Source organism: Clostridium tanneri (genome assembly GCF_033659955.1).
Lineage (GTDB): Bacteria > Bacillota > Clostridia > Clostridiales > Clostridiaceae > Clostridium_AM > Clostridium_AM tanneri.
This window is the reverse complement of the sequence record NZ_JARUJP010000002.1, coordinates 176,379-190,754: the sequence shown is the minus strand read 5'-3', so window position 1 is coordinate 190,754 and position 14,376 is coordinate 176,379. Positions and strand designations below refer to the sequence as shown.

Sequence of the window (14,376 nt, the reverse complement as noted above, 5' to 3'; positions counted from 1 at the left end):
TATATACTCAGAGAAAAGTCAAGGTAAGGAGGTATAGAGATGGCAGGATATCGTAAATTAGGTCGTCCAACTGACCAAAGAAGAGCAATGCTTAGAAACCTTGTTACTAGTTTCTTAAAGCATGGAAAAATCGAAACAACAGAGACTAGAGCAAAGGAAACTAAAAATTTAGCTGAGAAAATGATCACTCTTGCAAAAAGAGGAGATCTTCATGCTAGAAGACAGGTGCTTTCTTTCGTAACAGAAGAGGAAGTTGTAAGAAACTTATTTGATAATGTAGCTCCTAAGTATGCTGAAAGAAATGGTGGATATACTAGAATGTATAAAGTAGGTCCAAGAAGAGGCGACGGAGCTGAATTAGTTATACTAGAGTTAGTATAATATACAGGGGATTAAGTAAACTAACTTAATCCCCGTTTTGCTATAATTTATAAAAGTTTCTTTAATGCTTCATTAAGTTTGAGAGGTGTTCCCATGGAGGATAAGATGATAGAGTGTAATGGTGTTATTTATAGATATGCTTCTAGTGATAAAGATGATGGGAAATTAGCTTTAAATGGCGTTAATCTACAGGTAAATAAAGGGGAATTTCTTGTAATATTAGGTAGAAACGGATCGGGTAAATCTACTATAGCTAAGCATATGAACGCACTGCTGGTTCCATACGATGGAAAAGTATACGTAGATAAACTTGATACATCAGATGAAAGAAATATCTGGGATATAAGAAACAAAGCTGGTATGGTATTTCAGAATCCAGATAATCAAATTGTTGCTACTATAGTTGAAGAAGATGTAGCTTTTGGTCCAGAAAACTTAGGAGTTGAGCCTACTGAGATTAAACAAAGAGTTGATGAGTCATTAAAAAGCGTAAATATGCAGGACTACAGGAGGCATGCCCCTCATTTGTTGTCTGGAGGCCAGAAACAAAGGGTAGCTATAGCTGGAGTATTAGCAATGAGACCAGAGTGCATAATATTTGATGAATCTACTGCTATGCTTGATCCGTCAGGTAGAAAAGAAGTTATAAGTTCTATAAAAGAGCTTAATGGCAAACATGGCATAACTATAGTATTAATTACTCATTATATGGAAGAGGCTGTTGAAGCAGATAGAATAATTGTTATGGATGAAGGAAAGATTATAATGGAAGGCAATCCTAAGTCTGTTTTTCCAAATGTAAGTAAAATGCAAAAGATAGGACTAGATGTCCCTCAAATGACAGAATTAGCTTATGAGCTTAAAAATAGTGGAATTGATATAAGAAAAGATATATTAACAATAGATGAGATGGTGGATGAATTATGTCGATTAAAATAGAGAATTTAACTCATATATATATGAAAGGCTCTCCCTTTGAAAAAAAGGCACTTGATAATGTAACTATCAATATTAATACAGGTGAATTTATTGCCTTAATCGGTCATACTGGTTCAGGAAAGTCTACGCTTATCCAACACATAAATGGTCTTTTAAAACCTAATTCAGGCAAGATAATAATAGAAGATGTAGATATTACTGAAAAAAAGATTAACCTAAGTTCCATTAGAAAGAAGGTAGGTCTAGTTTTTCAGTATCCCGAATATCAATTATTTGAAGAAACTATAGAAAAAGACATTGCTTTCGGTCCTAAAAATTTGGGGCTAAGTGATGATGAGATAAATAAAAGAGTAAAAAGAGCCATGAATATGGTTGGTTTAGACTATGAGAGTTATAAAGACAAGTCCCCTTTTGAATTAAGTGGTGGTCAGAAGAGAAGAGTAGCAATTGCTGGAGTTGTGGCTATGGAGCCAAAGGTTTTAATATTAGATGAGCCTACTGCAGGACTGGATCCTAAAGGAAGAGATGATATTTTAGGACAGATAAAGAAGCTGCATAATGAGTATAAAATGACTATAATTCTTGTTTCACATAGTATGGAAGACGTAGCAAAACTAGCTGATAGAATATTAGTTATGCATAAAGGACAGTGTATACTAGATGGGCCACCAGCTAAGGTATTTAGGGAAATAGATACATTAGAAAGTGTAGGTCTTGCAGTGCCACAGGTAACCTATCTTGTAAGAAGACTTAAAAATTTAGGAATGAGTATACCTGAAGATATATTTACTGTGGAACAGGCTAAACTGGAAATACTCAAAATACTAAATAAAGGTTAGGAGAGCTAGCAAATGATTAAAGATATTACCATAGGTCAATATGTTCCAGGTGATTCGTTTGTACATAAATTAGATCCAAGAGTTAAAATTTTAATATCTTTAATATATATAATTGATTTATTTATTGTAAATAGTTTTAAAGGTTATATATTTATAACTTTATTTACCTTTGTTGTAATAGTTATTTCCAAGGTGCAATTTAGGTATATTTATAAAGGACTTAAGCCCATATTAATACTAGTACTTATCACTGCAATATTAAATCTACTTATGACAGAAGGAGCAAATCCTCCGTTATTTCACTGGAGGTTTATAACTATATATAAAGAGGGATTAATTTTAGCTGCATTCATGATTCTAAGACTAGTATTTTTAATAATAGGAACCTCCTTGCTTACTTTAACCACATCACCAATTGAATTAACCGACGGAATTGAAAAGCTTTTAAATCCGTTAAAAAAGGTAGGAGTACCTGCTCACGAATTAGCAATGATGATGACTATTGCCCTTAGATTTATACCAACTTTAATGGATGAAACTGATAAAATTATGAAAGCTCAAATGGCAAGAGGAGCAGATTTTGAATCTGGAAACCTTATTCAAAGAGCTAAAAACTTAATTCCTATACTAGTTCCACTTTTTATTAGTTCCTTTAGAAGAGCTGATGAATTAGCCATGGCTATGGAAGCAAGATGTTATAGAGGGGGAGAAGGAAGAACTAGAATGAAGCAATTAAAGTTAACTAGCAGGGATCTTATAGCATCTACTGCTATGCTATGCTTAGTGTTTATATCTATATTGAGCAGGATGTGGGTATAATGAGAAATATAAAATTAGTAATAGAGTATGATGGATCTAATTATGCTGGATGGCAAAAACAGAACAAGGAAATTACAATTCAGCAAAAAATTGAAGAGGCAGTAGAAAGAGTGACAGGGGTATTTTCTGAAGTAATAGGTTCTAGTAGAACTGATGCTGGAGTTCATGCAAAAGGATTTGTATGTAACTTTCTTACTGAGAGTAAAGTTCCTTCTGAAAGATTTAAGAAAGCCTTAAATAGTTTTTTACCAGATGATATTGTTATAATAAAATCTGAAGAAGTTGATTTAGATTTTCATGCAAGGTATGATAGTACAGGCAAGAGATATGTTTATACTGTCATGTTGGCAAAACAAAGGCCTGCTATCGGAAGAAACTATGTCTATTATTTTCACCGAGATTTAGATATAGATAAAATGAAAGAAGCAGCGAAGAACTTTATAGGAACACATGATTTTTCTGCTTTTAAAAAAAGTGGAAGTAGTGTAAAAACTTCTGTTAGAACAATAAGTCAAGTTAACATAGTAGAAGATGAGAATGTTATTAAATTTACTATTGTAGGTGATGGGTTTTTATATAACATGGTAAGAATAATGGTCGGTACCTTGCTAGAGGTAGGAGTAGGTAGATTTGAGCCAAAGTATTTAGTAGAAATACTTAAATCTAAGGATAGAACTAAAGCCGGAAAATCTGTCCCTGCTAGCGGACTGTGTCTAGAAGAAGTATTTTATTAGAAGTTATTTATATAATGAATTATATTGACACGCCAGGCAGATTGTATTATAATATTATGTGTTTGTATCTAAAGTATAAAAGATCCACTAGCCCCGGATCTTTATATATAGAAACGTATTTTGTATAGAAGAATTCAGGGAGGGAAAATGATGAAATCATACATAGCAAAAACACAAGAAGTTGAAAGAAAATGGTATGTTGTTGATGCTGCTGGAAAGCCATTAGGAAGAGTAGCAAGTCAAGTTGCTTCAATTTTAAGAGGAAAGAACAAACCTACATTTACACCACACGTAGATACTGGAGATTTTGTTATAATAATTAATGCAGAAAAGGTTGTTTTAACTGGTAAGAAATTAGATCAAAAAATGTTAAGACACCACTCATTATATCCAGGTGGATTAAAAGAGACTCCATATAGAGAAGCTATAGCAAAGAAGCCTGAGTTTGTATTCAGTGAAGCTGTTAGAAGAATGCTTCCAAAGGGAGTATTAGGAAGACAAATGCTTAAGAAGCTAAAAGTATACAGAGGTGCTGAGCACAATAATGAAGCTCAAAAACCAGAAGTATTAGAATTAAGATATTAATTGGAAGCTGGAAGGAGGAGAAAAAATGGCTAAAGTGCAATATTTTGGAACAGGAAGAAGAAAGAAATCTGTTGCGAGAGTAAGACTTGTACCTGGAGAAGGTAGAGTAATAATAAATAAGAGAGATATAGAGAACTTTTTTGGATTGGAAACTTTAAGAGTAATAGTTAACCAACCATTAGTTTTAACTGAAACTAAAGAGAAATTCGACGTTTTAGTAAATGTTCATGGTGGTGGATATACTGGTCAGGCAGGAGCTATAAGACACGGTATATCAAGAGCTCTTTTAAAAGCAGATGAAAGCTTAAAGCCAGAACTTAAGAAAGCTGGTTTCTTAACAAGAGATCCAAGAATGAAGGAAAGAAAGAAATACGGTCTTAAGAAAGCTAGAAGAGCTCCACAATTCTCAAAGAGATAATGAAAAGAGAGGTAATAACCTCTCTTTTTTTTATTTTATATTAAATTATTATTAATTAAATAGCACATATTAAGCATAAAATATATAGGAAGTTATCATTAAGGAGGAGGATGGGTTGAACTATAGAAATAGAAAATTGATATTAATAACACTTGTAATTTTCTTGGGTATGACTTCTGTATTATATGCAAACATAAAATATTCTACGCCTACAACTAAAAACAAGTTCCATTTTATAAATAGTGAAGAAGATAGGGTTATACTTATAGATCCGGGACACGGTGGTGTAGATGGAGGAGCCTCTGGAATAAAAAGTGGCATTTTGGAAAAAGATATTAATCTAAAAATTAGCACTAGGCTTAGGGATAAGCTAGAAAAACAAGGTTATAAAGTAGTAATGACTAGAGAGGACGATAGAGGATTATACGAAGACGAAGGTAGAATAAGAAAAAAGAAGTTAGAAGACTTGAATAACAGAGTTAAAATTAAAAAGGATTCTAACTGTGATATGTTTATTAGTATACATTTAAACGCATTTCCTGAGACTAGATATTACGGAGCACAGGTGTGGTACTCCAGAAATAAGGATAGCCAAAGACTTGCTAGAATAGTCCAAGAAAACTTTAAAAAAGACTTAGATATAAATAATAATAGACAAGAGAAGCCGGCATTAGACTCCTATAAAGTCTTGAGGGTTAATGATGATATGCCTAGTATATTAATTGAATGTGGATTTTTATCTAATCCTGGTGAGGAGCAGAAGCTTACCACTGATGAGTATCAAAATATAATAGCTGAATCTATAGTAAAATCTTTAAATACATACTATGGTGGATAAAAAGCAATAAAAGCTGCATATTACAGTAAAAAAATGCAGCTTTTATTGCTTTTTTATTCATGACTAAATTTTTAAAAAATGAATATTTATTAGTGCCATATTAAGGAATGGATTTATAAAAGTCCAATAGTTAAATGTTTTCAGTGCCAATAGCTGAAATATAAACTATGAATAATTATTAATATATACAGAATAAGTAATAACCATATGTGAATTCATAACAAAATTTTCTTAAATTTGAATTTTGTTAGAAAATTATTGATGTCCATTCTATACTGTGCTATCATAAAATTATAAAATGGATTGGTCCATTAATCCAATAAACTTTGGGGTGATTATTATAGAGATTAGAATAAATAAAGAGAGCGGCGTTCCGCTTTACTTGCAAGTAAAAAAACAAATCATGGACTTAATAAAGAATGGGTTCTTAAAGGTTGGAAATAAAATGCCAACTGAGAGAGAGTTATCTGAAAAGTTAAAAGTAAGCAGAAATACAATTAGTACAGCTTATAATGAACTAGAGCAAGAGGGAGTTTTAAAATCTTACCAGGGAAGAGGAACTTTTGTAGCAGAAGAGGCAAACCCATGGAAAGCTCAAAATATAAAAGAGAAGATAATTAAGTTTGTTGATCTTGGACTAGAAGAAGCTCTTGAAATAGGAATGGATGTAGATGAATTTTTAGAAATAGTCACTCAAAGAGTAAAAGAAAAGAAAGAATTAATGAGTAAAATAACGGCACTATATGTTGAATGTAATATTGAACAATCAAGAATGTTTAGTAAGCAGTTAACGGATAGCACAAATATGAGTGTAATTCCGTTGACCTTAGATGATATAAGAATCATAGATAAAAAAACAAAAGAACTTGTAGAAAAATCTCAAGTTATAATAGCTACATTTAATCATGTTAACGAAGTTGTAGAGTTAACCAAGCCTTTTAAGAAGGAGGTAATTGGTGTAGCTATCAATGTAGATTTAGAAACTATAGTTAAAATTGCTAGGTATCCAGAGAGTACTAGATTTGCATTTGTGTGTATGTCACAAGAATTTATGTTTAAAGCTAGAGGTGCTCTAGAAAAAGCTGGACTTGGCAATATAAATATTCAATATACAAATACTAGTGAAAAAAGTGAGTTGGTAAAAGTTATAAATAACTCTGATGTAATAATAGTGTCACCTGGTAGATACAACGATGTAAAGGAAAATATTAAAGGTGATAAGGAAATAATGAGATTTTTATATAGCCTTGATGACAGCTCAGTAAAAGCTCTAAAGTCAAAAATCATAGAATTAAAATATCAAAAGTAATTTTCAGGGGGTTTCATAATGAAAACTTTAGTTATAGGTGTAATCGGTTCAGACTGCCACGCTGTTGGGAATAAGATATTGGAACATTCTTTTACGCAGGCAGGATTTAATGTTGTTAATATAGGAGTTCTTTCTCCACAAGAAGATTTTATAAATGCAGCAATAGAAACTAATGCAGATGCAATATTAGTATCTTCATTATATGGACATGGAGAAATAGATTGTAGAGGATTAAGAGAAAAGTGTGATGAGGCCGGACTTAAGGGAATTCTCATGTATGTAGGAGGAAACTTAGTTGTAGGAAAACAAAAATGGGAAGATGTTCACCAAAAGTTCAAGGAGATGGGATTTAACAGAGTATACGCACCTGGAACATCACCAGAAATTACAATAGAGGATTTAAAGGTTGATTTGAAAATAGAAGGTTAATAAAAATAAACCTCTGTGGGGAAAACAGGAGTGATGGATTTGGATAGTTACTTGCTCATAGATTTTGGTAGCACCTATACTAAGCTTACTGCCGTAGATATAGAGAATGAAGAAATAATTGCTACAGCTAAAGATATTACTACTATTGAAAACGATATAATGGTAGGCTTTGATAACGCCTTTCAAAAACTGGAGGATCAATTAAAGGGTAAAGAAATCAATTTTACTAAAAAGTTAGCATGTTCTTCTGCAGCAGGTGGTTTGAAAATGATTGCTATAGGACTTGTACCAGAGCTTACAGCTGAAGCAGCAAAAAGGGCTGCATTAGGAGCTGGAGCTAGAGTATTAAATGTTTATAGTTATGATCTGACATCAAAGGAAATAGAGGAAATTAGAAATTCAAAACTAGATATTATCCTTTTAGCTGGAGGAACGGATGGAGGAAACAAAGATTGTATAATCCATAATGCGAAGATGCTAGCGGAAAGTGGAATGAAAGTACCAATAGTTGTAGCTGGAAATAAAGTTGCAGTAGATGATGTAGAAAAAATACTAAAAGATGCAGGTATGTTTTATAAAATAACTAGCAATGTAATGCCTAAGCTTAATGTTTTAGATGTTGAGCCTGCTAGAGAAGAAATAAGAAAAATATTTATGGAAAAAATAATAGAAGCTAAGGGCATGAAAAATGCTGAAAACTATATAAGCGGAATTTTAATGCCAACTCCAGCTGCAGTACTTAAAGCTGCTAGAGTTTTAAGTGAGGGAACTGATAAGGAAGAAGGGTTAGGCGATTTAATTGTGGTTGACATTGGAGGAGCAACTACCGATGTGCATTCACTAGCAGATGGTGAGCCTTCAAAGGCAGGAGTAACATTAAGAGGACTTCAGGAACCTTTTGCAAAGAGAACAGTTGAAGGTGATTTAGGAATGAGGTACTCTGCTGTTGCATTATGGGAAGCGGCCACAACAAGAAAAATTCAGAAATATCTTGATGATAAAACAGTAGATGTTGAGGAAAACTGTAGATATAGATCAGAGAATATAAGAATGGTTCCAACCACAGAAGAGGAAATAAAGTTCGACGAAGCGATGGCTAAAGTTGCAACTGAGTTAGCATTAGAAAGACATGTTGGGGTTCTTGAAACCTTATATACTCCGTGTGGAGTAGTATACTCTCAGGAAGGCAAGGACTTATTAGAGGTTAAGTATCTAATAGGAACAGGTGGGGTATTGGTTCATAGTGAACATCCTGCTGAGATATTAAAAGCAGGAAACTTTGATAAAGTCGATCCTACACATTTAAAGCCACAAAATCCTGAATATTTAATGGACAAAACGTATATAATGTCAGCTATGGGATTGTTAGCAGAAGAGAATTCAGATATGGCAGTTAGAATCATGAAAAAATATTTATTGAAGGTTGTTTAGGAGGTAATTCGATTGGAACTTAAAAATAAAAAATGGACAGATGAAGAATTTTTTAACATGAGAAAAGAGGTATTAGCTCAATGGCCTACTGGCAGTGAAGTAGACCTTCAAGAAGCTATAGATTATTTAAAAAGTATACCTGAAGAAAAGAGTTTCCCAGCAAAGTTAAGAAAAGCTAAAGAATCTGGAGTAACATTAGCTCAACCGAGAGCAGGCGTTGCTTTAATAGATGAGCATATAGAACTTTTAAATCATCTTCAAGATGAAGGTGAAGCAGATTTACTTCCATCAACTATAGATAGTTATACAAGACAGAATAAGTATGATGAATGTGAAATAGGAATAAAAGAGAGTATTGCTGCTGGAAGATCACTATTAAATGGTTTTCCAGGAGTTAACCACGGAGTAAAAGGATGTAGAAAGGTATTTGAGTCTGTTAATCTGCCACTTCAAGCAAGACACGGTACACCAGATGCTAGACTACTTTCAGAAATAATTCATGCAGCAGGCTGGACTTCAAATGAGGGTGGTGGAATATCTTATAATATTCCATATGCTAAGAGTGTATCCATAGAAAAGACTCTATTAGACTGGCAGTACTGTGATAGACTTGTAGGTTTCTATGAAGAACAAGGTATATCAATAAATAGAGAACCTTTCGGTCCTTTGACAGGTACATTAGTTCCACCAAGTATTTCAAATACGGTAGCTATAATAGAAGCATTACTTGCGGCAGAACAAGGAGTTAAAAATATAACTGTTGGATACGGACAATGTGGAAATCTTGTTCAGGACGTAGCAGCTATAAGAGCTTTAGAAGAGCAGGTAAATGAATATTTAGAGCAGTATGGATATAAGGATGTATATATAACTACAGTTTTCCACCAATGGATGGGAGGATTTCCTCAAGACGAATCAAAAGCATTTGGGGTAATATCTTCTGGAGCAGCAACAGCAGCTTTAGCTGGAGCTACAAAGGTTATAGTAAAAACACCTCATGAGGCTATGGGTATACCAACAAAAGAAGCAAATGCATCAGGAATAAAGGCAACAAAGATGGCTTTAAATATGTTACAAGGTCAAAGACTTCCTATGTCAAAGGAATTAGAAACTGAGATTGCTATAATAAAAGCTGAAACTAAATGCATGATGGATAAATTGTTTGAACTTGGTAATGGTGATTTAGCAATAGGAACAGTAAAAGGATTTGAGGCTGGAGTAGTAGACATTCCATTTGCTCCAAGTAAGTATAACGCAGGAAAAATGATGCCAGCAAGAGATAACAATGGTGCAGTTAGATACCTTAATTTCGGTAACGTACCTTTAACTGATGAATTAAAGGAATTTAATATGAAGAAGCTAGAAGAAAGAGGTAGGTTTGAAGGAAGAGAAGTTAGTTTCCAGATGACTATTGATGATATATTTGCTGTTGGTAAAGGAAAACTTATCGGAAGACCTTAATAAAAGAATATACAATTATTAAAAGAAAATATGACTACCGTATCAAATGCGGTAGTCAATATATAATATTTAATAAATAATTTGTAATTAGGAAACAATTAAAGAAAGACAGGTGTAAAATATGAAAATTGTTGACGTTATATGCTCAGAAGGAAAAACAGGATTTTACTTTGATGACCAGAGAGCCATAAAAAAAGGCGCAAAACATGATGGATTTACGTATGTAGGAGAGGCTGTAACAGATGGTTTTACAAAGGTTAGACAAGCGGGAGAAGCTATATCTGTAATGTTAATACTTGAAGATGGTCAGGTGGCATACGGAGACTGTGCTGCTGTTCAATATTCAGGAGCTGGCGGAAGAGATCCATTATTCTTAGCTAAAGATTTTATACCAGTGATAGAGAAAGAAATAGCTCCAAAACTTATTGGCAGAGAATTAACAGAATTTAAGGCTCTAGCAGAAGAATTCGATACAATGCAAGTTAATGGAGAAAGATTACATACTGCTATAAGATATGGAATAACTCAAGCTATTTTAGATGCTGTAGCAAAATCACAAAAAATTACTATGGCTGAGGTTATAAGAAATGAATATAACCCAGAAGCAGAAATAAAGAGAGTTCCAATATTTACTCAATCAGGAGATGACAGATACGATAATTCTGATAAGATGATTATTAAAGGCGCAGATGTAATGCCTCATGCTCTTATAAATAACGTTGAAGAAAAATTAGGACTTGGTGGAGAAAAGCTATTAGAATATGTTAAATGGCTAAGAGACAGAGTGTTAAAACTTAGAACAACTGAGGAATATAACCCAGTATTTCATATAGATGTATATGGAACAATTGGTATTGCATTTAATTATGATACAAAGGCTATGGCAGATTATATAGCAACATTAGAGGAAGCTGCAAAACCATTCCATTTAAGAATTGAAGGACCTATGGACGTAGAACACAGACAAAAGCAAATGGAAGCTATGAGAGACTTAAGAGCAGAAATTGACGGAAGAGGAATTCAAGTAGAATTAGTTGCAGACGAGTGGTGCAACACTGTTGAAGATGTTAAGTTCTTTACAGATAATAAAGCTGGACATATGGTACAGATTAAAACTCCTGACCTAGGTGGTGTCAACAATATTGCTGAGGCTATTATGTATTGCAAAGAGCATGGAATAGGAGCTTATTGTGGTGGAACTTGCAATGAAACAAATAGATCTGCCGAAGTAACTACAAACATTGGAATGGCTTGTGGAGCAAAACAAGTACTTGCTAAACCAGGAATGGGCGTTGACGAAGGTTATATGATAGTCAATAATGAAATGAATAGAGTACTTGCATTAATAAATAGAAGAAAATAGTAGTTAACTTAAATTGGTTATTGAGAAGGCGGTTTTATTAAACTGCCTTTTCATCTATTTAATAAAGGAGAGGAAGTTAATGAGAGAGATAAATGTATCTGAAATAACAAAGGCTGTAAAAGGATTATGTATAGACTCTAATTATTATCTTTCAGAGGACGTTAAAGCTAAACTTAAAGAAGCATACGAAAATGAAAGTTGGTCTATGGCAAAGGGAATCTTGGATAAGATAATTACAAATGTAGATATAGCTAAAAATGAACAGATGCCTATGTGCCAAGATACGGGTATGGCCTGTGTCTTTATAGAAATTGGTCAGAATGTCCATGTAGTAGGAGGAAGCTTAGAAGAAGCAATAAATGAAGGTGTAAGACTAGGCTATGGAGAGGGTTACCTAAGAAAGTCAGTGGTAAAGGATCCGTTAGATAGAGTTAACACTAAGGATAACACTCCGGCAGTTATATACTACGATATAGTTCCGGGAGATAAACTAAAAATAACTGTAGCACCTAAAGGCTTTGGTTCTGAAAACATGAGTCAGCTTAAGATGTTAAAACCAGCAGATGGTTTGAAAGGCGTTAAGGAATTTGTGTTAAAAGTAGTAAAAGAAGCAGGTCCAAATCCATGTCCACCAATTGTTGTTGGAGTAGGATTAGGAGGTACCTTTGACAAAGCTGCTAATTTAGCTAAAAAAGCATTAATAAGACCTTTAGCACAGAGAAACAATAATAGCTTTTATTCTGATTTAGAAAAAGAACTTTTAGAGGAAATAAATGCTTTAGGTATAGGACCACAAGGTTTTGGTGGGAAGACTACTGCACTTGCAGTAAATATAGAAACATATCCAACTCATATAGCAGGATTACCTGTAGCGGTAAATATTAATTGCCATGTTACAAGACATGCAGAAATAGAACTATAACAGTTAGAAGTTAGAAGAAAAAACTATAATATAGTTATAACTCTTAACTAAGAATTGTGGAGGAAGATAGTATGGAAAAAAGAATAACTACTCCTTTAACTGAGGATAAAGTTAAAGATTTAAAAGCTGGGGATAGTGTTTTAATTTCAGGAACCATATATACTGCTAGAGATGCAGCTCATAAGAGGCTCGTAGAACTTTTAGATAAGGGAGAAAGTTTACCCTTAAACATTAAAGATGAAATTATATACTATGTAGGACCATCTCCGGCAAAACCAGGTCAACCAATAGGTTCAGCAGGTCCAACGACAAGTTATAGAATGGATTCATATACACCACGACTTCTAGATATTGGATTAAGAGGTATGATTGGAAAAGGATTAAGATCAAAAGAAGTAGTAGATTCAATGGTAAAGAATAAAGCAGTTTATTTTGCAGCCATAGGTGGAGCTGCAGCGCTAATGGGTAAGTCTATTAAAAAAGCTGAAATTATTGCCTATGAGGATTTAGGTTCTGAGGCAATAAGAAAACTTGAGGTAGAAGACCTACCGGTGGTTGTGGTAATAGATTCCGATGGAAACAATCTGTATGAACAAGGACAGAGGGAATATCTTAAATCAACTAAATAGTCACTATTTTGCTTTTAATGTCAGGAGGATTAAGATGAAAATAAATAAGGTAGCAAAGGCTGGAACCCTTGAATCAAATGATATATTAATAATGATTATGCCAAATGAGAACAGTGGAATAGAATTGGAGCTAGAAAGCATAGTTATGAAGCAATTTGGCAATCAAATAAAGTCAGTAATATTAAATAAAATAGATGAATTAGGTCTAGAAGATGTAGTTATAAAAGCTCAGGATAAGGGAGCTTTAGACTACACAATAAGAGCTAGAGTACAAACTGCTGTAGAGAGAGCAGTGGAGTAATTTTAAAATAAACTTACTATATTAAGGTAAAGGTATATATTTATAAATATCTCCGTAAAACTACATTTAATTTTCACTAAGAAGGGGAAATGAATATGAAAACATTAAGAAGAACAATGCTTTTTATGCCTGGAAATAATCCAGGAATGCTTCAGAATGCACCAATACTTGGAGCAGATTCAGTAATACTTGACTTAGAAGATGCAGTAAGTTTAACTGAAAAAGATAGTGCAAGAATATTGGTTAGAGAGGCTATAAAATTTATAGACTATTCTCAAGTAGAATTGGTTGTAAGAGTTAACCCTCTTGACACAGAATATGGTATTAAGGATATAGATGTTATAGCTAGAGTTAAACCAGATAGTTTAATGATTCCAAAAGCTACAGAAGAACAACTCCAGCAAATAGATAAGATGCTAGACAGGATAGAGAGCGAAGAAGGATTTGAAAAGAGCAGCATTAAGCTCATACCAATTGTTGAAACTGCTTATGGATTAGAAAATGTTTATAGTATAATAAATTCTTCAAAAAGAGTAGTTGCAGTACTTCTAGGAGGGGAAGATTTGACCTCTGACTTTGGAATTAAGAGAACTAAAGAAGGAGAAGAAATTTTCTATGCTAGAAATAGAGTATCCACAGCATGTAGGGCTGCTAGAGTTCATGCAATAGATACACCTTTCACCGATACAAATGATTATGAAGGTCTTTCAAAAGATACGTTAAAGGCTAAAAGTTTAGGATTTACAGGTAAGGCAGCCATTAATCCTAGACAGATTGATACTATACATTCTGTGCTTGCACCAACAGAACAGGAAATTAATCATGCACTTAGGATACTACAGGCTAGGGATGAGGCAAAGGAAAAGGGCTTAGGCGTATTTTCATTAGACGGAAAAATGGTAGACGCACCTATTATAAATAGAGCAATAACAACAGTAGAACTAGCTAAGGTATTAGGCCTTATATAAGCATACGATT

Annotated in this window: 17 protein-coding genes; all 17 read left to right on the top strand. The window is 33.5% G+C overall.

Features of this window, described 5'->3' with window-relative positions:
- Nucleotides 1-39: 39 nt before the first annotated feature.
- Entirely contained in the window at nucleotides 40-381 is a 342-nt protein-coding gene (gene rplQ / locus P8V03_RS03135; protein WP_261671181.1) for a 50S ribosomal protein L17, read from the top strand.
- A gap of 93 nt (nucleotides 382-474) precedes the next feature.
- Nucleotides 475-1,320 (top strand): energy-coupling factor transporter ATPase, encoded by an 846-nt coding sequence (locus P8V03_RS03130; RefSeq protein WP_318796756.1) that lies wholly within the window; start codon nucleotides 475-477, stop codon nucleotides 1,318-1,320.
- Complete coding sequence (locus P8V03_RS03125) at nucleotides 1,305-2,159, top strand: energy-coupling factor transporter ATPase (RefSeq protein ID WP_318796755.1); 855 nt, start codon at nucleotides 1,305-1,307, stop codon at nucleotides 2,157-2,159. Before P8V03_RS03130 ends, P8V03_RS03125 begins: the two co-directional genes overlap by 16 nt.
- A gap of 12 nt (nucleotides 2,160-2,171) precedes the next feature.
- The gene (locus tag P8V03_RS03120; protein ID WP_318796754.1) at nucleotides 2,172-2,978 is read left to right on the top strand and encodes an energy-coupling factor transporter transmembrane component T family protein; all 807 of its coding nucleotides are present in this window, start codon (nucleotides 2,172-2,174) and stop codon (nucleotides 2,976-2,978) included.
- Entirely contained in the window at nucleotides 2,978-3,712 is a 735-nt protein-coding gene (gene truA, locus P8V03_RS03115; RefSeq protein WP_318796753.1) for a tRNA pseudouridine(38-40) synthase TruA, read from the top strand. Before P8V03_RS03120 ends, truA begins: the two co-directional genes overlap by 1 nt.
- A 150-nt stretch (nucleotides 3,713-3,862) precedes the next feature.
- Nucleotides 3,863-4,297, top strand: a complete 435-nt coding sequence (gene rplM, locus P8V03_RS03110) for a 50S ribosomal protein L13 (protein ID WP_261671176.1) — start codon at nucleotides 3,863-3,865, stop codon at nucleotides 4,295-4,297.
- A gap of 25 nt (nucleotides 4,298-4,322) precedes the next feature.
- Nucleotides 4,323-4,715, top strand: a complete 393-nt coding sequence (gene rpsI / locus P8V03_RS03105; RefSeq protein ID WP_261671175.1) for a 30S ribosomal protein S9 — start codon at nucleotides 4,323-4,325, stop codon at nucleotides 4,713-4,715.
- A 115-nt stretch (nucleotides 4,716-4,830) separates the two neighbouring features.
- Nucleotides 4,831-5,553, top strand: a complete 723-nt coding sequence (cwlD, locus tag P8V03_RS03100; protein ID WP_318796752.1) for an N-acetylmuramoyl-L-alanine amidase CwlD — start codon at nucleotides 4,831-4,833, stop codon at nucleotides 5,551-5,553.
- 298 nt (nucleotides 5,554-5,851) lie between these two features.
- Nucleotides 5,852-6,862, top strand: a complete 1,011-nt coding sequence (locus tag P8V03_RS03095) for a GntR family transcriptional regulator (protein ID WP_318796751.1) — start codon at nucleotides 5,852-5,854, stop codon at nucleotides 6,860-6,862.
- An 18-nt stretch (nucleotides 6,863-6,880) separates the two neighbouring features.
- Nucleotides 6,881-7,291, top strand: a complete 411-nt coding sequence (gene glmS, locus P8V03_RS03090; protein ID WP_261671172.1) for a methylaspartate mutase subunit S — start codon at nucleotides 6,881-6,883, stop codon at nucleotides 7,289-7,291.
- Between the two features lie 39 nt (nucleotides 7,292-7,330).
- Nucleotides 7,331-8,722 (top strand): methylaspartate mutase accessory protein GlmL, encoded by a 1,392-nt coding sequence (gene glmL, locus P8V03_RS03085; protein ID WP_318796750.1) that lies wholly within the window; start codon nucleotides 7,331-7,333, stop codon nucleotides 8,720-8,722.
- Nucleotides 8,723-8,734: 12 nt separating this feature from the next.
- On the top strand, nucleotides 8,735-10,183 hold the full coding sequence (locus tag P8V03_RS03080; RefSeq protein ID WP_318796749.1) for a methylaspartate mutase subunit E: 1,449 nt from the start codon (nucleotides 8,735-8,737) through the stop codon (nucleotides 10,181-10,183).
- A 121-nt stretch (nucleotides 10,184-10,304) separates the two neighbouring features.
- The gene (locus P8V03_RS03075) at nucleotides 10,305-11,546 is read left to right on the top strand and encodes a methylaspartate ammonia-lyase (protein WP_318796748.1); all 1,242 of its coding nucleotides are present in this window, start codon (nucleotides 10,305-10,307) and stop codon (nucleotides 11,544-11,546) included.
- A gap of 79 nt (nucleotides 11,547-11,625) precedes the next feature.
- Nucleotides 11,626-12,468 (top strand): fumarate hydratase, encoded by an 843-nt coding sequence (locus P8V03_RS03070; protein ID WP_318796747.1) that lies wholly within the window; start codon nucleotides 11,626-11,628, stop codon nucleotides 12,466-12,468.
- 71 nt (nucleotides 12,469-12,539) lie between these two features.
- On the top strand, nucleotides 12,540-13,097 hold the full coding sequence (locus P8V03_RS03065) for a Fe-S-containing hydro-lyase (RefSeq protein ID WP_318796746.1): 558 nt from the start codon (nucleotides 12,540-12,542) through the stop codon (nucleotides 13,095-13,097).
- A gap of 34 nt (nucleotides 13,098-13,131) precedes the next feature.
- The gene (gene citD / locus P8V03_RS03060; RefSeq protein WP_261671166.1) at nucleotides 13,132-13,398 is read left to right on the top strand and encodes a citrate lyase acyl carrier protein; all 267 of its coding nucleotides are present in this window, start codon (nucleotides 13,132-13,134) and stop codon (nucleotides 13,396-13,398) included.
- Nucleotides 13,399-13,493: 95 nt separating this feature from the next.
- Nucleotides 13,494-14,366, top strand: a complete 873-nt coding sequence (locus P8V03_RS03055) for an HpcH/HpaI aldolase/citrate lyase family protein (RefSeq protein WP_318796745.1) — start codon at nucleotides 13,494-13,496, stop codon at nucleotides 14,364-14,366.
- Nucleotides 14,367-14,376: the final 10 nt, after the last annotated feature.